General features: G+C 70.9%; 14 protein-coding genes and 1 riboswitch. Of the genes, 7 read left to right on the plus strand and 7 right to left on the minus strand.

What is annotated here, in order from left to right:
- Position 1 precedes the first annotated feature (1 nt).
- Together BXA10_RS06540 and pknB are read left to right on the plus strand one after the other, a co-directional pair.
- Positions 2 to 1,432 (plus strand): serine/threonine-protein kinase, encoded by a 1,431-nt coding sequence (locus tag BXA10_RS06540; protein WP_076468619.1) that lies wholly within the window; start codon positions 2 to 4, stop codon positions 1,430 to 1,432.
- Positions 1,429 to 3,252, plus strand: coding sequence for a Stk1 family PASTA domain-containing Ser/Thr kinase (gene pknB / locus BXA10_RS06545; protein WP_076468621.1), 1,824 nt, complete (start codon positions 1,429 to 1,431; stop codon positions 3,250 to 3,252). The genes BXA10_RS06540 and pknB overlap by 4 nt, the downstream gene beginning before the upstream one ends.
- A 45-nt stretch (positions 3,253 to 3,297) precedes the next feature.
- Here the strand turns inward: pknB and BXA10_RS06550 are convergent, their stop codons facing one another.
- From BXA10_RS06550 to BXA10_RS06565, 4 genes are read right to left on the minus strand one after another with little or no spacing between them, the layout of a single operon-like run.
- Complete coding sequence (locus tag BXA10_RS06550) at positions 3,298 to 3,948, minus strand: aminodeoxychorismate/anthranilate synthase component II (RefSeq protein WP_076468623.1); 651 nt, start codon at positions 3,946 to 3,948, stop codon at positions 3,298 to 3,300.
- A gap of 4 nt (positions 3,949 to 3,952) precedes the next feature.
- Positions 3,953 to 4,234 (minus strand): hypothetical protein, encoded by a 282-nt coding sequence (locus BXA10_RS06555; protein WP_076468625.1) that lies wholly within the window; start codon positions 4,232 to 4,234, stop codon positions 3,953 to 3,955.
- 6 nt (positions 4,235 to 4,240) lie between these two features.
- Positions 4,241 to 5,992 (minus strand): class E sortase, encoded by a 1,752-nt coding sequence (locus BXA10_RS06560; RefSeq protein ID WP_076468627.1) that lies wholly within the window; start codon positions 5,990 to 5,992, stop codon positions 4,241 to 4,243.
- Positions 5,993 to 6,014: 22 nt separating this feature from the next.
- The gene (locus BXA10_RS06565) at positions 6,015 to 6,821 is read right to left on the minus strand and encodes a DUF881 domain-containing protein (RefSeq protein WP_076468629.1); all 807 of its coding nucleotides are present in this window, start codon (positions 6,819 to 6,821) and stop codon (positions 6,015 to 6,017) included.
- A 219-nt stretch (positions 6,822 to 7,040) separates the two neighbouring features.
- Here BXA10_RS06565 and BXA10_RS06570 point away from each other — a divergent pair, with 219 nt between their 5' ends.
- The 3 genes from BXA10_RS06570 (at position 7,041) to BXA10_RS06580 (ending at position 11,082) form a co-directional block, all read left to right on the plus strand.
- Positions 7,041 to 7,304 (plus strand): cell division protein CrgA, encoded by a 264-nt coding sequence (locus tag BXA10_RS06570; protein WP_076468631.1) that lies wholly within the window; start codon positions 7,041 to 7,043, stop codon positions 7,302 to 7,304.
- Positions 7,305 to 7,603: 299 nt separating this feature from the next.
- Positions 7,604 to 9,802, plus strand: a complete 2,199-nt coding sequence (locus tag BXA10_RS06575) for a (Fe-S)-binding protein (protein WP_076468633.1) — start codon at positions 7,604 to 7,606, stop codon at positions 9,800 to 9,802.
- Positions 9,803 to 10,068: 266 nt separating this feature from the next.
- Positions 10,069 to 11,082 (plus strand): C40 family peptidase, encoded by a 1,014-nt coding sequence (locus BXA10_RS06580; RefSeq protein ID WP_175649133.1) that lies wholly within the window; start codon positions 10,069 to 10,071, stop codon positions 11,080 to 11,082.
- Positions 11,083 to 11,148: 66 nt separating this feature from the next.
- Here the strand turns inward: BXA10_RS06580 and BXA10_RS06585 are convergent, their stop codons facing one another.
- Positions 11,149 to 13,167, minus strand: coding sequence for an N-acetylmuramoyl-L-alanine amidase (locus BXA10_RS06585; RefSeq protein ID WP_245828152.1), 2,019 nt, complete (start codon positions 13,165 to 13,167; stop codon positions 11,149 to 11,151).
- 254 nt (positions 13,168 to 13,421) lie between these two features.
- Positions 13,422 to 13,558: riboswitch (cyclic di-AMP (ydaO/yuaA leader) on the plus strand.
- A 12-nt stretch (positions 13,559 to 13,570) separates the two neighbouring features.
- On the opposite strand from BXA10_RS06585, the gene BXA10_RS06590 reads away from it, so the two are divergent.
- Entirely contained in the window at positions 13,571 to 14,611 is a 1,041-nt protein-coding gene (locus tag BXA10_RS06590; RefSeq protein WP_076468636.1) for a C40 family peptidase, read from the plus strand.
- 99 nt (positions 14,612 to 14,710) lie between these two features.
- Here the strand turns inward: BXA10_RS06590 and dcd are convergent, their stop codons facing one another.
- Positions 14,711 to 15,289 carry a dCTP deaminase gene (gene dcd, locus BXA10_RS06595; protein ID WP_076468637.1) on the minus strand — a complete coding sequence of 193 codons (579 nt, stop codon included), beginning with the start codon at positions 15,287 to 15,289 and terminating at the stop codon, positions 14,711 to 14,713.
- Between the two features lie 100 nt (positions 15,290 to 15,389).
- On the opposite strand from dcd, the gene BXA10_RS06600 reads away from it, so the two are divergent.
- Positions 15,390 to 15,953 carry a pyridoxamine 5'-phosphate oxidase family protein gene (locus BXA10_RS06600; RefSeq protein ID WP_076468639.1) on the plus strand — a complete coding sequence of 188 codons (564 nt, stop codon included), beginning with the start codon at positions 15,390 to 15,392 and terminating at the stop codon, positions 15,951 to 15,953.
- A gap of 70 nt (positions 15,954 to 16,023) precedes the next feature.
- On the opposite strand, the gene BXA10_RS06605 is transcribed toward BXA10_RS06600, so the two are convergent.
- Complete coding sequence (locus BXA10_RS06605; protein WP_076468640.1) at positions 16,024 to 17,004, minus strand: zinc metalloprotease; 981 nt, start codon at positions 17,002 to 17,004, stop codon at positions 16,024 to 16,026.
- Positions 17,005 to 17,223 lie beyond the last annotated feature (219 nt).

Below are 17,223 nucleotides of genomic sequence, written 5' to 3' on the forward strand. Positions count from 1 at the left end.
CATGCTCAGCCCCGGGGTCCAGCTCGGCAACCGCTACCGCCTCGACGAGCGGATCGCCAGCGGTGGCATGGGTGACGTCTGGCGCGGTACCGACCAGGTGCTGGGCCGGACGGTCGCCGTCAAGAGCCTGCTCCCCGCACTGCTCGACGAGCCCGGCTTCGCCGAACGGTTTCGTGGCGAGGCCCGCACCATGGCCACCATCAACCACCCCGGCGTGGTGGACGTCTACGACTTCGGCAACGACCAGCAGATCGCCTTCCTGGTCATGGAGTACGTCGAGGGTGATCCACTCTCGGCGACGCTGAGCCGGGTCGGGCGACTCACCCCGGCCCGAACGATGGCCCTGGTCGCTCAGGCTGCCGACGCGTTGCACGCCGCCCACGAGAAGGGCATCGTGCACCGCGACGTGAAGCCGGGCAACCTTCTCGTCCGGCCGAACGGCACGCTGGTGCTGACCGACTTCGGCATCGCCCGCTCCGACCTGGTCGGGCAGCTCACCGCGGCCGGATCGGTGCTCGGCACGGCCTCGTACATCTCGCCCGAGCAGGCCATGGGTCAGGTCGCCTCGCCCGCCTCCGACGTCTACGCGCTCGGTGTGGTCGCCTACCAGTGCCTCGCCGGCCGCCGCCCGTTCGAAGGGGACAACCCCCTCGAGATCGCCATGAAGCACGTCCAGGACACGCCCCGGCCGCTTCCCGCCGACATCCCTCCGCAGGTGCGGTCGGTGGTCGAGCGGGCACTGGCCAAGGACCCGGCGGCCCGCTGGCCGACCGCTGCCGCGCTGGCCGGGGTGGCCCGCCAACTGAAGGCGGCGTTGTCCCAGCAGGCCCGGGCCGGCGCCCAGTCCCGGCCGATCTCGGGCGTGCCGGCCTCACCGGCCGCCCCGCCCGGGCGGGCCCAGGTACCGCCCCCGCAGCAGCCGCGCCCCATGGCAGCGCCACACCGGCCGCCGGCCCTCGCGTCGCCGGTGCCGCCGCACGCCGCCGTTCCGCGTCCCGGCGTCGCCGCGCCGGCCCAGCCCACACGTCCCACCGCTGTCGCTCCGGCCCTGGGGCAGCAGCCCCGATCGCCGATGACCGCGGCCAGTTACCCGCGCGGCGCCGCCTCGGTGCCGCAGGCTCCGGCCCGGCCGGCCCCGCCCTACGTGGGGCAGGCCGGTCCGACGTTGCCGCCGCCCGTTCCGGGACGCTCCCGGCCGGGAATGGTGTTGGTGGCCGTCCTGATGGCCGTACTGGTCCTGGTCTGCTCGGGCGTGATTTCCTACAACTTGCGTAAGAGGGGCCAATCGGCACCCGTCACACCGCAGACAGTGGCCTCCGGCGCGCTACGGTTCGACGGACGCGAAGATCTGACCCGGACGTCGTACCGTCAGTTCGAGCGACTCCGACTGGCGAGCGGCGAGACGACGAGCGAAGGACGACAGACGCGATGACAGCCCAGGCCCGCCTGCTCGGTGGCAGGTATCAGGTCGGCGAGCTGCTCGGCTACGGTGGCATGGCCGAGGTGCACCGCGGTCGCGACCTCCGGCTCGGTCGGGACGTCGCGATCAAGATGCTCCGGACGGATCTCGCCCGGGACGCCACCTTCCAGATGCGGTTCCGCCGGGAGGCGCAGAACGCGGCGTCGCTCAACCACCCGGCGATCGTGGCCGTCTACGACACCGGCGAGGAGACCGCGCCCACCGGTGAGACGCTGCCGTTCATCGTCATGGAGTTCGTCAACGGTCGAACCCTCAAAGAGGTGCTGGCCGCCGAGGGGCGACTCCAGCCACGGCGGGCGCTGGAGATCTGTGCCGACGTGTGTGCGGCGCTGGAGTTCAGCCACCGGCACGGCATCATCCACCGGGACATCAAGCCCGGCAACGTGATGCTCACCCAGACCGGCCAGGTCAAGGTCATGGACTTCGGCATCGCTCGGGCCCTGGCCAGCGGTGCGACCACCATGACGCAGACCAGCGCGGTGATCGGCACAGCACAGTACCTCTCCCCGGAGCAGGCCCGGGGTGAGGCGGTCGACGCCCGCTCCGACGTGTACGCGGCCGGTTGCGTGCTCTTCGAGCTGCTCTGCGGGCACCCGCCGTTCGTCGGGGACAGCCCGGTGAGCGTCGCCTACCAGCATGTCCGGGAGGCGCCGCCCACGCCGAGCGACATCAACCCGGACGTCAACCCGGCGGTCGACGCCATCGTGCTGAAGGCGCTGTCGAAGAACCCGCTGAACCGTTACCAGAGCGCTGCCGAGATGCGGGCCGATCTGCTGCGGGCCGCCGCCGGCCGGCCGGTGCTGGCCACCCCGGTGATGCGCGAGCAGGAAACCATGCCGATGGCTCCGGCCGCGGCCGCAGGGGGCTACCCGGCCGGTGGCGGTGCGGCCCCACCGACGCGGCAGATCCCGGCCCGGGTCGGTGACCCGCGCCGCCGCCGGGCGTCGTCCTGGCTGATCGCGCTCTTCTCGGCGGTGGGTGTGCTCGCGGTGATCGCGCTGGTCGCCGCCCTGCTCATGAACGGCAAGGGAGAAGACCTGCGCCGGGTGCCGACGCTGACGGGCATGACCCAGGCGCAGGCGTTCCAGGAGATCCAGAATGCCGGATTCGCTCCGCAGGCAGGCGAGCAGGTGAACAACTCCACCTGCGAGAAGGGCAAGGTGGTCTCGCAGAGCCCGGCTCCGGACACCGAGCTCGAGCCCACCCGAACGGTGACCATCCAGGTCTGCGGGGGGCCGGCCATGCAGACGATCCCGAACGTGGTCGACTCCAGTTTCGAGAGCGCCAAACGGCAGCTCGAGGGCCTGGGCTTCGTGGTCGATTCGAAGGAGAAGGACAGCCCGCGGGAGAAGAACACCGTCCTCGAAATGGATCCCAAGCCCGGCAAGGAGGCGGCCGAGGGCACCAAGATCACCCTGACCGTCTCCAAGGGCAACGTGGGTCAGGTGCCTCGGGTGATCGGTGCCACCGAGGACGACGCGCGGGAGGAACTCGAGGACGCCGGTTACGAAGTGCGGGTCCGCGAGGGGAGCGAGGTGCCTGCGGACCAGGCCGGCCGTGTCGAGCGGCAGGACCCGGGCCCGGGCAAGGACCTACCGCGCGGCCGGCAGGTGACGATCTATGTGACCGTCCCCGCGCCGGACGCGCCGCCCAGCGACTCGGGTTCGCCCACGCCGACGGCGACGCCGACCACGCCGGGCACGGGCAACGGTGGCGGTGACGGTTTCCCGATGCTTCCGCCACCGTCGGGCACGTTCTCCCGCAACGACTGACCGTACGACCGGCCGGGTCGACACCCGGCCGGTCCGACCTCGGGGTCAGGCGGCGCTGAAGGCAGCCAGGCGGCGGGCGTCGACCTCGGCTGCCAGCGCCGGTGCCCGCTCCAGCGCCTCAGGGTGGCCGCAGCCGGCCAGCCAGTTGGCGAGCATCAGGTGGCCGCCCTCGGTGAGGACGGACTCCGGGTGGAACTGCACGCCCTCGATCGGAAGGCTGCGGTGACGCATCGCCATCACCACGCCGGAACCGGTCCAGCCGGTGACCTCGAGCTCGTCCGGCAGGGTCTCGGGTAGTACCGCGAGGGAGTGGTAGCGGGTCGCGGTGAACGGGTCCGGCAGGTCGGCGAGTACGCCCACCGATTGGTGCCGTACCTCGGACGTCTTGCCGTGCAGCAGCTCGGGCGCGCGGGCGACGGTCGCGCCGAAGGCCTCCCCGATCGCCTGGTGACCGAGACAGACACCGAAGATGGGCAGCTCGCCCCCGTACCGCCGGATGACGTCCAGGCAGATGCCGGCGCGGTCCGGGCTGCCGGGCCCGGGCGAGAGCAGGATGCCGGACGCGCCGACCTTTCCCACCTCGGCGACGTCGATCTCGTCGTTGCGGCGTACCTCGCACTCCACGCCGAGTTGGCCGATGTACTGCACCAGGTTGAACACGAACGAGTCGTAGTTGTCGATCACAAGGACGCGCATCGTCTCACCGGCTCGGAGTGGTGGGTGGGGTGTTGTTCCGCCCGGTGTCGTACGGCAGGTCGTGCTCGTCGCCCGGCGGAGCGTCGCCGGGTATCACGTCACCGGCCGGGTCACCGGGAACCTCGGAGTCCTGGGTGACCTGCACGTCGTCGAAGGGTAGCAACGGTTCGGCCCACGGAAAGACCACGTACCACAGCAGCGCCACCGCCGCGGCGGCCAGCAGTACGGACCCGGCGAGTTTGCCGACCAGGCCGAACGGGAGCTTGCGCCAGATCCACGCGTACATGGCCCGTCAGCCTCCCAGCTCTGTCGGTCTGCCCGCAGTCTTCGGCTGCGTCCGGTCCAACTCGGCGTGGATGATCAACCGCTGGTAGTTGTCGAACTTGGGATTGCACGTGGTGAGGGTGAGCATGCGCCGGGTCGGCTTCTCGCCGGGCTTGCCCGGTACCGGCGCCACGACCTCGACCTGGGTGGGCTTGACGATCCGGGTCCGGGCGACCTTGTAGACGTACCAGTCGGTCTTGCTCTCGACCACGATCGCGTCACCGTCGCGCAGCTCGTCCAGACGCCAGAACGTGGCCCGGTTGCGGTGCCCAGCGACGGAGAAGTTGCCGACCTGGCCAGGCAGGGCGCTGTCCGGGTAGTGGCCCGGGGCGTAACGGATGTCCGCCTGGGTCACACCTTCGACGACGACCCAGTTCTTGTCGAGCTTCGGGATGTAGAGACCGGCGATGGGCTTGCCATGGACGGGCGGGGACGGCTTGGCGGAAGGCGTGGCGGCAGCGGAGACCGTCGGATCCCCGGTCGGCCCCCACGCCTGCGCGAGCTGCTGGCTGAGGTCGTTCTGGTGGGCGTCCACGATCGCCGACTTGCCCCAGACCTCGTAGCCGGCGAAGAGCAGGACGACCAGGCCGAAGGTCATCAGGATCTCGCCGGTGAACCGCAGGCCGCTGCGCACCCGTGAACCGAACGACGGTCGGGTCAGCTCCGAGTAGACGCTCCGGTAACCCTTGCCCGTCTGCTCCGGGCGTAGCTGGACGACTCGCTCGCCCCGCCGGGGACGCGGCGGCTCCGCAGGCCCGGCCTCGGCCGGGTCGTCGGTCTCCGGTGGCTTGGGTACCGCGCCCATCAGAGCGGTGGAGTCGAGCGCCGGATGCCGCGTCGGTGCCGCGGAGACGGCCGGGATGAGTGCGGTGGCTGCCGGGTCGCCGGCGATCGGCGGGCCCGAGGGGCGTTCGCCGCGCGGGGTGACCGTGGGGATGAAGGCGGTCGGGCTGTCGCCGGTGCTGGTCGGTGGACGTCCGGAGCCGGCTGGCGGGGTGCCCGGCCCGGCGGTGGCAGCCCTGCTCGGAGCGGAGTCGCGCAGGCTCGCAGGCCGTGGCTGCGCGCCCAAGGGGTCACCGTGCCCGGTGCCGGACGAGGCGTACGGGGGACTGCCGGACGTGGCAGCACGGTGCGCGGATCCGCCGGCGGCGGGATGGTTCGGGTAGCCGTCGGGAGCGGCCGGAGCGCCGGCGGACGGGTGGTTCGGGTGGCCGCCGGGGGCGGCGGGCCGGACGGCGGCGTCGGGGGCGCGCGGAGGTTGCGACGGCTGCTTCGGGTTCTCGCCCCCGGCCGTCGGGCCGGCCGGTGGTCCGCCGGCGGAAGCGAAGGAGTCTCCCGCCCCGGCGGGGGATGTCGGCCGCGTGGCGCCGGGCCATGGCGGCGGGGCGTCGTACTGCGCGGCCGGGCGGGTCGGCGGCCGGTCAGGACCCGGGGCGAACCGCCCGGAGCCTCCTGGATGCATGCCGCCCTCCGGGGTGCCGTTCGCCGCCGGCGAGCCCGGCTGGGGGCGGCGCGGTAGCTGATCCGGCGGAGGGGACGCCTGGGGGGTGATCTCGCCGGCGGCCGGCGGTCGGCCGACTCGCGGCGGCAGCACGGGTTCGGGCCAGGCACTCCGGGCGCGAGTCGCGCCCGGCTCGGCGCGGTCGACCTTGGGCAGGAACGCGGTCGGCTCGTCGGTCTGGCCGCGGTGCCGCCCGTCGGGCCGGTCGTCGTCGTTCACTGGAGCACCTTCGCCGAACGGTTCAATGAAGCACCTTCGCCGAGCGCAGCCCGGTCGAGTCCTCGAACGCCGGCACGGTCACCATGGAGACGCTCTCCCGGTAACCGAGCTGATAGTGCTCGACCGCGTCCCTGAACAAGCGGACTCCCTCAGACTCGGCGAGCGCCTGCTGCAGGGAAGCCGGATCGCCGATTGCTACGATCTTGAATGGTGGGGAGTACACCCGGCCGTGCAGCAGCAGGGTGTTACCGACGCAGCGTACCGCGCTGGTGGCCAGTACGCGGACGTTCATGATTGACATGGCCTCCGCGCCGCCGGCCCAGAGCGCGTTCACCACCGCCTGGACGTCCCCCTGGTGGACCACCAGGTCGTCGTTGCTGACGCCCTTGGGTAGCCGCTGGTCGTTACGACGGGGCGCGTCGTTGAGTTCGACCGTGAGGCCGACGCCGGTCAGCGCGGTGAAGCCGGCCGTCTCGAGGCTCCCGGCGGCGCGGTCCTGCTGGGCCTGGATCGGGCCGTCCTGTGCGCCGAGTGCGGTGGTCCGCTCCTCGATGTCCTGCCGCAACGTCGCCGCCCGCCGCTCGCTCGCGGCCACCTGCTGCCGACGTTCCTCGATCAACTGGGTGAGCTGGGGGCGCCGGTCCTCGCGCAGGGCGATGCCGCCGGCGGTGGTCGCGGTGGTGGTGAAGAGCAGCCCGGCGGCGGCGGCGATCACCGGTACGCCGATGGACCAGCCCGGCCGTCGTTGCCGCGGGCGCCGTGGCAGTAGCCCGGCGACGGCGCGCCGGAGCACCTTCTGCCAGGAGGCAGCGCCGGATGTGTACTCCACCGAGCGTTCCTTCCCGTCATCCGCCGCGTCGCGACCGGGGCGGTGATCCGAATACTTTCGCCTTTTCCGGTCACTCCGCGCACCGGCCTGACCCCATTCGTGGATTGGACGGGCCTTCCGGACTACGCTAGCTGTCGAACATTATTGGCCATGGACCGTCGCCTTCGCGCCCGGTTGTCAGGCCGGACGAGGTCGCAATAACCCCCTCTGGAGAGCGTCGTGCCCAAGTCTCAGGTTCGTAAGAAGAAGGTGTACACCCCGCCGACGGACGTACGCCCGACGGCTACGGCGGCGACGCGCAAGCCTAGCCCGGTCTGGCTGCCGATCGCGGCGGTCGCCTTGATCGTCGTCGGCATCGGCTGGCTGGTGGTCTACTACCTCTCCGAGCAGGCGTACCCGGTCCTGTCGTGGGGTTACTGGAACCTCGCGGTGGGCTTCGGCGCGATGGTCGCCTCCCTCATCCTGCTCTCGCGCTGGCGCTGACCACGGCCGGCGGCTCGCCGCCGGCCGTGCTCCGGGCCGATCCATCTCACTCGACGTGCCCCTGCCCGGCGGTTCCGGGCGGGGGCTCCTATGGTGTGCGCAGGGCGGCGCGGCCCGGGTGCGAGACGACTCACGTTACTGCTGGGTAACCTTGCGCGTAGGCTGCACCGCATGACCGGGCGGAGCGCGGTCATCGATCGGTCCGGTCGAGGGTGTGGCAGCGGCGGCTCGTCGCCCGTGGCCTGACCCGGCCCGGTCGCCGAGTCGCTCGACAGGCAGCAGACCGGGAGGCCAACTCGATGGGCAGCGTCCAGATCGTCGCCACGATCCTCGCGGCCGCCATCACCGCCGTGGCGGTGTGGCTTGCGGTGCGCGCGGTCATGAAGATGACGGCCGTCATCCGGCTCGGGCAGCCCGCGCCGGAGCGGTTCGCCGACAAGGGCGCCCGCACGAAGAAGATGCTGGTAGAGACCGCCGGTCACACCCGCATGCTCAAGTGGGGCCTGGTGGGCGCGGCGCACTGGTTCGTGATGGTCGCGTTCATCGTGCTGTCGCTGCTGGTGCTCGAGGCGTACTTCGAGGTGGTCAGCACCGGCGGTGAGCTGCCGATCATCGGGCACTGGACGGCCTTCGGCCTGGCCACCGAGATCATCGGCGTGCTCGGCCTGGTCGGCATCCTGGTGCTGATGGGGATCCGGCTGCGCAACCGGCCCAGCCGGCCGGGCGGTCGCTCCCGGTTCACCGGCTCGACCATGTGGCAGGGCTACTTCGTCGAGTGGGTCGTACTGCTGGTCCTGATCTTCGGTTTCCTGATCCGCGGCTTCAAGGTGGCCACCGGCCACTTCGAGTACCCGGTCTGGGCCACCCCGGTCAGCCACGCGCTCGGCAACTCCCTTCCAGCTTGGGAGGCCGGCGTCAGCGTCGCCGCGCTCATCAAGATCGTCATCTCGATGACCTGGCTCATCGTGATCTCGCTGAACGTCACCATGGGCGTGGCCTGGCACCGCTTCCTGGCGTTCTTCAACATCTTCTTCAAGCGTGAACCGGCCAAGGCCGCCGGCTCCGGCCTCGGCGCCCTGCGCCCGATGACCAGCAACGGCAAGCCGCTGGACTTCGAGGAGGCCGACCCGGAGAAGGACCAGTTCGGTGTCGCCCAGGTGGAACAGTTCACCTGGAAGGGCCTGCTGGACTTCAGCACCTGCACCGAGTGCGGCCGCTGCCAGTCGCAGTGCCCGGCCTGGAACACCGGCAAGCCGCTGTCGCCGAAGCTGCTGGTGCTGAGCCTGCGCGACCACGCGTACGCCAAGGCGCCCTACCTGCTGGCCGGCGGCGGCAAGGACCTGACCGGCGAGGAGAAGGCGACCGCGGCGCAGCTCGCCCACGTCGACGTGCTCGCCCTCGCCGAGGCCGACAAGCCTTTGGTCGGCACCGCCGAGGAGGGCGGTGTCATCGACCCGGACGTGCTCTGGTCCTGCACCACCTGTGGCGCCTGCGTCGAGCAGTGCCCGGTCGACATCGAGCACGTCGACCACATCGTCGACATGCGCCGCTACCAGGTGCTCATCGAGTCGAGCTTCCCGTCCGAGGCCGGCGTCATGCTCCGCAACCTGGAGAACAAGGGCAACCCGTGGGGCGCCCCGCAGAACACCCGCGAGGACTGGACCAAGGGCCTCGACTTCGAGGTGCCCCGGGTCGGCGAGGTCGACGACTTCGAATACCTCTTCTGGGTCGGCTGCGCGGGCGCGTTCGAGGACCGCGCGAAGAAGACCACCCGAGCGGTCGCCACGCTGCTGAACGAGGCCGGCGTCTCCTTCGCCATCCTCGGCGAAGGCGAGACCTGCTCGGGCGACCCGGCCCGCCGGATCGGCAACGAGTTCGTCTTCCAGATGCTCGCCCAGCAGAACGTGGAGACGCTCAACGAGGCGTTCGAGGGCCGCGAGAAGAGCAAGCGCAAGATCGTTGCCAGCTGCCCGCACTGCTTCAACACCCTCGGCAACGAGTACGGGCAGCTCGGCGGCGAGTTCGAGGTCGTGCACCACACCCAGCTCCTCGCCCACCTGGTGTCCACCGGCAAGCTCACCCCGGTGCAGCCGGTCGGTGGCGGCGTGACCTACCACGACCCGTGCTACCTCGGCCGGCACAACCGGGTGTTCGCCCCGCCGCGCGAGGTGCTCGGGACCGCCATCGAGGGCGAGCTCACCGAGATGCCGCGCAACAGCGAGCGCTCCTTCTGCTGCGGCGCCGGCGGCGCTCGCATGTGGATGGAGGAGAAGATCGGCAAGCGGATCAACGTCGAGCGCGTCGAGGAGGCCATGGCCACCGGTGCGAAGACCGTCGCGGTCGGCTGCCCGTTCTGCTCGACCATGCTCAGTGACGGCGTGAACGGCAAGGGCGCCGGTGAGCAGGTCGAGGTGATCGACGTGGCGAGCGTGCTGCTCCGCTCGGTGAAGCCGGAGCAGGCGCAGGGCGATAAGAAGGCCGAGCCGGTCGCCGGCTGAGGCGTACGCCCGGAGCATCCGCAACGACGACGGCGGTGGCATCTGCCACCGCCGTCGCGCGTCTCCGGGGGTCGGAAGGCCACCATCGCCGCGAGCGTCCGCCGGCACCCTTGGTAGGTGACCCGTCGCACCTGAGTGACGGCGCGCGGGCTCGCCTTGATTCCGCTTCGGCGCTTCCCTATCGTGGGGCACCGACCGCTGTGGGTCGTCTGCCCTCGCGCCCTTCCCCTCTGCGAGGCGCCCGGCGGTCGGTCGCTAAGGAGTCGGTGCCGGTGGCAACCATGCCCCCTCATCGTCACGCACCGGGACGTCCCGCTCGTCCGGGTGGCCTTCGCCGGGCTGCCCACCGTCTGCTCACACTGGTCGCCGCCGCGGCCGTCGGCGCCGGTCTGCTCGCCGCGCCGGCCCACGCCGAGCCTTCGGTCGAGGAGATCGAGGCGCAGATCGACAAGCAGTGGGAGCAGCTGGAACCCACGATCGAGCAGTACAACAAGGTGCGGGCGCAGCTGAAGGTCAACCAGAAGAAGTCGGCCGACCTGGAGAAGAAGATCGAGCCGCTCGCTCTCCAGACCGAGCTGGCGATGACCCGGGTCGGTGACCTCGCCTCCCGCTACTACATCAGCGGGCCCTCGCAGGACCTCGGCGCGCTGCTGATCAGCGCCAAGCCGGACACGCTCACCGAGCAGCTGACCATCCTGGACCGGCTGGCCCGGCAGGAGCACAAGCAGGTCGAGGGCATCCTCAAGGTCCGCGCCAAGTACGACGCCGAGAAGCAGAAGCTGGACGCGCTCATCGCGACCCAGACGAAGCAGAAGAACGACCTGGCCGCCAAGAAGAAGAACATCGACACCGAGATCAAACGGCTCGAGAAGACACTGCCGAAGTCCGTGGTCATGCCGGAGAACTGCCCGACCGTCAAGGGAGTGGTCAGCGCGGCGGCCCGCACGGCGATCCAGACGGCCTGCAAGCAGGTCGGTGACCCGTACGTGTGGGGCGCCACCGGCCCGAACTCGTTCGACTGCTCCGGCCTGACCCAGTACGCCTACAAGGCGGCCGGGATCAGCCTGACCCACTTCACCGGCGCCCAGTGGAACGAGGGCAAGGCCATCCCGCGCTCCGAGGCGCGCCCGGGTGACCTGGTCTTCTTCTTCAGCGACCTGCACCATGTCGGGCTCTACCTCGGCAACGACCAGATGGTGCACGCACCACGGGCCGGCAAGCCGGTCCAGGTGGCGAGCATCAACTACATGCCCGTCGCCGGCTTCCGACGACCCGGCTGATCCACCACGTACGCCGAGGGCCCCCGGTCGACCGACCGGGGGCCCTCGCGTTTCTCGTAACGTCCGTCAGCGGGGTGCGCCCACCGCGGACGGGAGCAGCAGCACGTCGTCGAGGTTGACGTACATGATGCGGTGGCCGAACTGGATCTGCACGTACCGCAGGTCGCCCCGGATCACCGTCCAGTCGCCCGGGGCCGAGCCGTCGAAGGTGGAGGCCTGGTAGTACTCGCTCGGCAGCACGTCGCCGACCGCGTACCGCTGACCGGCGGCGAGCGTGTACTGCAACGGCGAGATCGTCTGGTAGGGCACGCCGGCCGGGTACGCGGCCTGCTCCGGGTAGGCCCGGCCGTAGACGGGAATCGTCGGCTTCCCCGGCTTCGGGGTCACCACGAACCCGGTGGCCCACTTCGCGGTCGGCGACGAGGCCGGGTTGTGGAACCACGCCTTCTGGCCGAGGTACCAGATCGCCGTCCAGTCACCGCGGACCTCGGCCACCGCGTACGTCTGGCCGGCCGAGGCACGGGCACCGTGGTCGGAGATGTACATGGTGTCCGGCGAGCCGTCCGGACGGAGACCCAGGTCGTTGACCAGCGGGGCGTCGTTACTCGGCGCGCTGTGCAGCACGACCGCGGAGGAGCCGCGCAGCGGGCAGGGCTCGGCCGGCGGCACCGGATCCGGCACGCCCGGCGGCTGCTGGTTGCAGCCGACGAACGCCGGCCGGTTGACCGTGAGGTCCGGGTCGATGGTGACCAGACCCGTCCGCTTGGTGCCGGTGGTCCGGAACGGCGCCTTCAGCAGGTCGAAGTAGTGCGACCAGTCCCAGTAGGGACCCGGGTCCCAGTGCATGCCGGCCACGGTCGAGGCGACGGTGCCGGGGACGTTGTCGTGCCCGATGATGTGCTGCCGGTCCAGCGGGATGTCTAGCTTGAGCGCCAGGTACCGGACCAGCTTGGCCGAGGCGCGGTACATCGCCTCGGTGTACCAGGTGCCGTGGCCGGCGAAGCCCTCGTGCTCGATGCCTATCGACTTGGCGTTCACGTACCAGTTGCCGGCCTGCCAGCCGACGTCCTTGGTCCGGACGTGCTGCGCGACGTGGCCGTCGACCGAGCGCAGCGTGTAGTGCCAGCCCAGGTAGTCGGCCTGCTGCACGAGGCCGACGCTGGGCCCGTAGTACCCCTCGGTGTCGTGGATGACGATGTACTCGATCTTCTGCTGGGCCGGCCGGTTGGCCAGGTCGTGGTTGCCGTAGTCGCCGGCGCCCGGGCCGTACTGCTCGTACGGGGCGGGAATCCACTCGCAGCCGAGCCGGGCCGGGCACTCCACCTCATCCGGGCGCTGCGACTTGCGCAGCCCGAGGCGGTGCACCGTGTCCGCCCGCGCGGTCACCTGGCGCGCGGCGAGGGTGACCTGGTGGCCGTCGTCGGTTCGCCGGCTCGCACCGGCGCGGATCTGGTCGTACACCTCGTCGGCGAAGGCGGATGCCGTCTCCTCGGTGTCGGCTCCCGAGTAGCGCGCCACCGCGCCGTACCAGGTTCCCGGGTCGGTCTTCGCGCCGACCGCGCCGCCCAGCTGCTTCTGGTACGAGGCGAGCAGCGCCGCCCCGCCACGGATGTTGGCCGCCGGATCCGTACGAAGTGCCGCGGCGTCGGCCCCGGTGAGCGCTGCGGCGGCCTGAAGGGTCTGTAGCGCCGCGGACGCCGGCGCGGCGGACGGGTCGGCTCCTCGGGGCGCGGCGACCGTCAGTGGCCGGGAGGTGTCGCCGCGCGGGTCCTCACCCTGATGGACGTGGCCCGGGGTCAGGCTCGCGACGTTGGCCGCGTCGGTGAGGTGCAGCGGCCCGTAGCCGCCGCTGGTGCTGGGCGTGCCGGCGTGGGTGTCCCACCTGGACTCCAGGTAGGAGACGCCGAGCAGGACGCTCTCCGGCACGCCGTACTCCGCCGCTGCGGCGGCGTACTGCTGCTGACGGTCGCCGGTCGGGTCGGTCCCGGCGAGCGGGGCGGCCCCGGCCGGACCGCCGGTCAGTGGCACGGCAGCGGTGGCGGTGACCACCGCCGCGGCGAGCAGGGCACGCCTGCTCCTCGACATGGTTGATCGGTGCATCGAACCCCCAGATACGGACGGGTCAAGGTATTGGTCACCCTGACTCCGCCGCGCACTCTCGGTCAATACCTTTCCACCAGTCGAAGCGATCGGAAGAAAACCTTCGACCTCGCACCAGGGGTGCGTCCCGCCGCGTCGCCACGGAGTGTCACGGCTCGACGGGTTGCGGATCGGTAACGACGCTCTCTAGGCTGATCAATCGTCGGCCGACAGCAGGTCCGTCCAACCCGGGCGGTAACGGTCCGACACCGCCGAGTCGCTCGCCGAGCGAGCCGGGGACCCAGGTTTCCGGGGTGAATCCGCAGCCACTGCGGTAGGGCGCCGACCTTCCCGCCCGAACCCGTCAGCTAACCCGGTAGGCGGTCAGGAAGAAGGAGTACGGAGCCCGGTGGCACACCATGCCCCGCGGCCTCCGTCCGGACGGTCGGCGACAGCCGGCCCGACGACGGGTGCGCCGCGTCCACGCTGGTCCCGCATCACCACCGTCCTCGCCGCTCTCATCGGCGTCAGCGTCGTCCTGACCGGCGGCGCCACAGCGGCGCACGCCGACCCGTCGGTCGCCGAGATCGAGCGCCAGATCGACCAGGACTGGAACAAGCTCGAACCCGTGATCGAGCGGCACAACGCCACCCGCCAGGAGCTCGCGGCCAAGCGCAAGCAGGCCGATGCGCTGGCCGCTCGGATCAAGCCACTGCAACTCCGGATCGACCAGGCCATGAACAAGGTCGGCGTGCTCGCGGTGCGGGCGTACAAGGGCGAGAACCTCTCCACCGTCAACGCCCTGCTCGGCAGCCAGTCACCGAGTGACGTCGTCGGCCAGCTGGAGCTGCTCGACCGGTTCGCCCACAACCAGCAGGCGGACGTCGCCCAGGTCGTCGACCTGCGCGACGAGCTGGCCCGGCAGAAGGCACCGCTGGACGAGCTCGTCGCCCAGCTGACCCGGACCGAGGCCCAGCTGGCGGCGAAGAAGAAGCAGATCAACGCCGAGATCGACCGGCTGCAGAAGCTGCGGATCAAGGTGTACGGCAACGGCGGCGGCGGGCCGCTGCGTCCGGCCCCGTGCCCGGCCACCTATCCGGGTGGCGCCGCCGGGGTGGCGGTGAAGTTCGCCTGCGCCCAGATCGGCAAGCCCTACGTCTGGGGTGCCGACGGTCCCGACTCGTACGACTGCTCCGGGCTGGTGCTCGCGGCCTGGGCCAAGGCCGGGGTGTCGCTGCCGCACAACGCCGCGCAGCAGCGCAGGGTGACGAAGACGGTGAGCCGCGCAGACCTCCGCCCCGGCGACCTCGTCTTCTACTACAGCGACCTGCACCATGTCGGCATGTACGTGGGCGGCGGATGGGTGGTGCACGCCTCCCAGGCCGGGGTGCCGATCAAGATGAAGAAGGTGGACGACGGCCCCATCCACAGCTTCGGCCGTCCCGGCTGATCGTTCCGCGCAGAGGCCCCTTCCACCCGGGTGGAAGGGGTCTTTTCGTGCGCCCGGCTGGGCGCGTCGGTGCGGTCGGGTTCCGGGCCCGACCGCCGGTCAGCGGGTGGGCCAGGTGCGCCAGTTCTGCCAGGCCCGGCTCGGCGTCGGGCCACGCTGACCCTGGTAGCGCGAGCCGTAGACGGCCGAACCGTACGGGTGCTCGGCGGGCGACGAGAGCCGGAAGATGCAGAGCTGCCCGATCTTCATGCCCGGCCAGAGCGTGATCGGGAGGTTCGCCACGTTCGACAGCTCCAGCGTCACGTGGCCGGAGAATCCCGGGTCGATGAAACCGGCGGTGGAGTGGGTCAGCAGGCCGAGCCGGCCCAGACTCGACTTGCCCTCCAGCCGGCCGGCGAGCTGCTCGCCGAGCGAGATCACCTCGAGCGTCGAGGCGAGCACGAACTCCCCCGGGTGCAGCACGAACGGCTGCCCGTCGGGTACCTCGACCACCGATGTCAGGTCGTCCTGCTGCTGTGCCGGGTCGATGTGCGTGTAGAGGTGGTTGTTGAAGACCCGGAAGAGCCGGTCGAGGCGTACGTCGATGCTCGACGGTTGGACCAGGGTGGGCTCGAACGGCTCCAGCCCGAGCGTGCCGGCCTTGATCTCGGAGACCAGGTCGCGGTCGGAGAGCAGCATCGCACCACCATAGCGAGGCCCGTTCGGAAGGCTCGAATCCGGTGTCGCTGACCAGCGCGTCGCGGCACACGGTCGTACATTTGTTCGATAGAATGTCCGCATGGCTTCCTGGTCCGAATTCGCCGCTGACGAGCCCCGGCTCGCCGACGGGATCCGCGTTCTCATGCAGCAGTACGGTCCGGGCTTCGGCTACCTGGCCACGGTCCGTGCCGACGGCGGGCCCCGGGTGCACCCGGTGTCGCCGGTGATCACCGACGAGGGGCTCTTCTGCTTCATCATCGACTCGCCGAAGCGGCGTGACCTGGAGCGGGACGGCCGCTATGCGCTGCACTCCTTCCCGCCGGAGGAGAGCGACGACGAGGCGTACGTGGCGGGGCATGCCCACCCGGTCACCGACCAGGCCCGGGTGGCCCGGCTCGCGGCCAGGGCCGGGGCGGCGTCCCAGGTCGACTGGCGGCTCTTCGAGTTCACCGTCGACGTGGCCATGCTGTCGCGGCGTGACACCGGTAGCGCCGGTGGGCCGGGCGAGGGGTGCGGCCGCCCTGCCGTGCAGGTCTGGCTCGACCCGCACGCGGACGATCGGCCAGCCGATCTGACCCCGGTCGTACCGCAGACCCGTCCCGCCCGCCGCGGGCGCCGCGACGTCCACCGCTCGGCGGCCTGAGCGCGTCCTGGGGAGCGATGCGCCGGTGCCGGCCCCCTGGATCATGGGCCGGCACCGGCGGTACGCGTCGTCAGACCGCGCGGTAGGCGTTCCACGCGGTCAACATGCGGCTCGCCTGCCCGGGAGTGAACTGGTGCATGCACGAGTCGTAGGTGTAGTCCATGAAGTTCGTGATCGGGTCCAGGCCGGCCGCGCTGCAGGTGTCCCGACCGGTCGGGCACTCGTACGCCGGGGTGGCCTCCGCCGGGGTGTCCCCGACGCCGTCGCCCGAGCCGGAGCAGCCGCCCTGGAAGGTGTGGTAGAGGTTCAGCCAGTGGCCGACCTCGTGGGTGGCCGTGTCGCCCTGGTTGTAGTTGGTCTCGGTGCCGCCCGGCAGCGACTCGTTCAGCACGACCACGCCGTCGGCGCTGTTGAGTCGTCGCTGCGGGAAGGTCGCCCAGCCGAGCAGGCCGGGGGTCACGTCGCCGAGGTAGAGGTTCAAGGTGTTCTTGTCGCCCTCACGCAACGCCGACTTCATCGAGCGCTCGGCCGAGGAGCCGTCGAGGATCGGGTACCACGAGGGGTTGACCACCCGATTGATCTTCGCGAGCTGGAAGGCGAAGGCCGTAGCCGCTCCGCCGGTCGCCCCGCTGTACGCCTGGTTCAGTACGGTGATCTGGTTCTGGATCATCGAGTCCGGGATGTTGCCGCCGGCCCGGGTGCTGTTCTCCTGGATCACGTGCACGACCACCGGGATGGTGACGGTGGCGAGCGGGGCGACCGCGCCCGTACGCCGGTTGGCGCGCTCGCGGAGCGCGGCGGCCAGGTCGGCCTCGCGCTCCTTGATCTGCGTGGCCGTCAACTCGTTCGGCTCGTGCCTGGCGGCGCCGCCCGCCTTGACGCGGGCGTCGACGTGGGCGTCGGCCGGCTCGGCACAGGTACCCGCAGGGGCGGCGGAGAGGGCCGAAGCGGCCGGAAGGACGCCCACCGCGGCCGTGCTGAGCAGCAGCGCGAGGGTCGTGGACGCGACACCGGCAGTACGCCGGGTCAGCAGGTTGGGACGGAGTCCCATGGGCCCACCTCTTTCTGGCGACGCGACCGGAGGCATGTCACGCCGTGGCTGAGAACGTGAGGCAGACGCTACAAGTCATCGAGGAATTTGAGAATACCTATCCCTTGTCATGGTGAAACCATCTGTCGGGACGCGAGCGCTGATCCGCCAGCCCGTCCGGCGCCGGGTCGCAGCCGGTGTGCTGAGGGGGTACCTGGATGCGGGTGACCGGTGACTCGG

Source organism: Micromonospora avicenniae (assembly GCF_900156065.1).
In the GTDB taxonomy this organism is placed as follows: Bacteria; Actinomycetota; Actinomycetes; order Mycobacteriales; family Micromonosporaceae; genus Micromonospora; species Micromonospora avicenniae.

Coding starts and splice junctions, on each gene's coding strand:
- BXA10_RS06540 (WP_076468619.1), top strand. CDS start 2: ATGCTCAGCCCCGGGGTCCAGCTCGGCAACCGCTACCGCCTCGACGAG.
- pknB (WP_076468621.1), top strand. CDS start 1,429: ATGACAGCCCAGGCCCGCCTGCTCGGTGGCAGGTATCAGGTCGGCGAG.
- BXA10_RS06550 (WP_076468623.1), bottom strand. CDS start 3,948: ATGCGCGTCCTTGTGATCGACAACTACGACTCGTTCGTGTTCAACCTG.
- BXA10_RS06555 (WP_076468625.1), bottom strand. CDS start 4,234: ATGTACGCGTGGATCTGGCGCAAGCTCCCGTTCGGCCTGGTCGGCAAA.
- BXA10_RS06575 (WP_076468633.1), top strand. CDS start 7,604: ATGGGCAGCGTCCAGATCGTCGCCACGATCCTCGCGGCCGCCATCACC.
- BXA10_RS06585 (WP_245828152.1), bottom strand. CDS start 13,167: ATGTCGAGGAGCAGGCGTGCCCTGCTCGCCGCGGCGGTGGTCACCGCC.
- dcd (WP_076468637.1), bottom strand. CDS start 15,289: ATGCTGCTCTCCGACCGCGACCTGGTCTCCGAGATCAAGGCCGGCACG.
- BXA10_RS06600 (WP_076468639.1), top strand. CDS start 15,390: ATGGCTTCCTGGTCCGAATTCGCCGCTGACGAGCCCCGGCTCGCCGAC.
- BXA10_RS06605 (WP_076468640.1), bottom strand. CDS start 17,004: ATGGGACTCCGTCCCAACCTGCTGACCCGGCGTACTGCCGGTGTCGCG.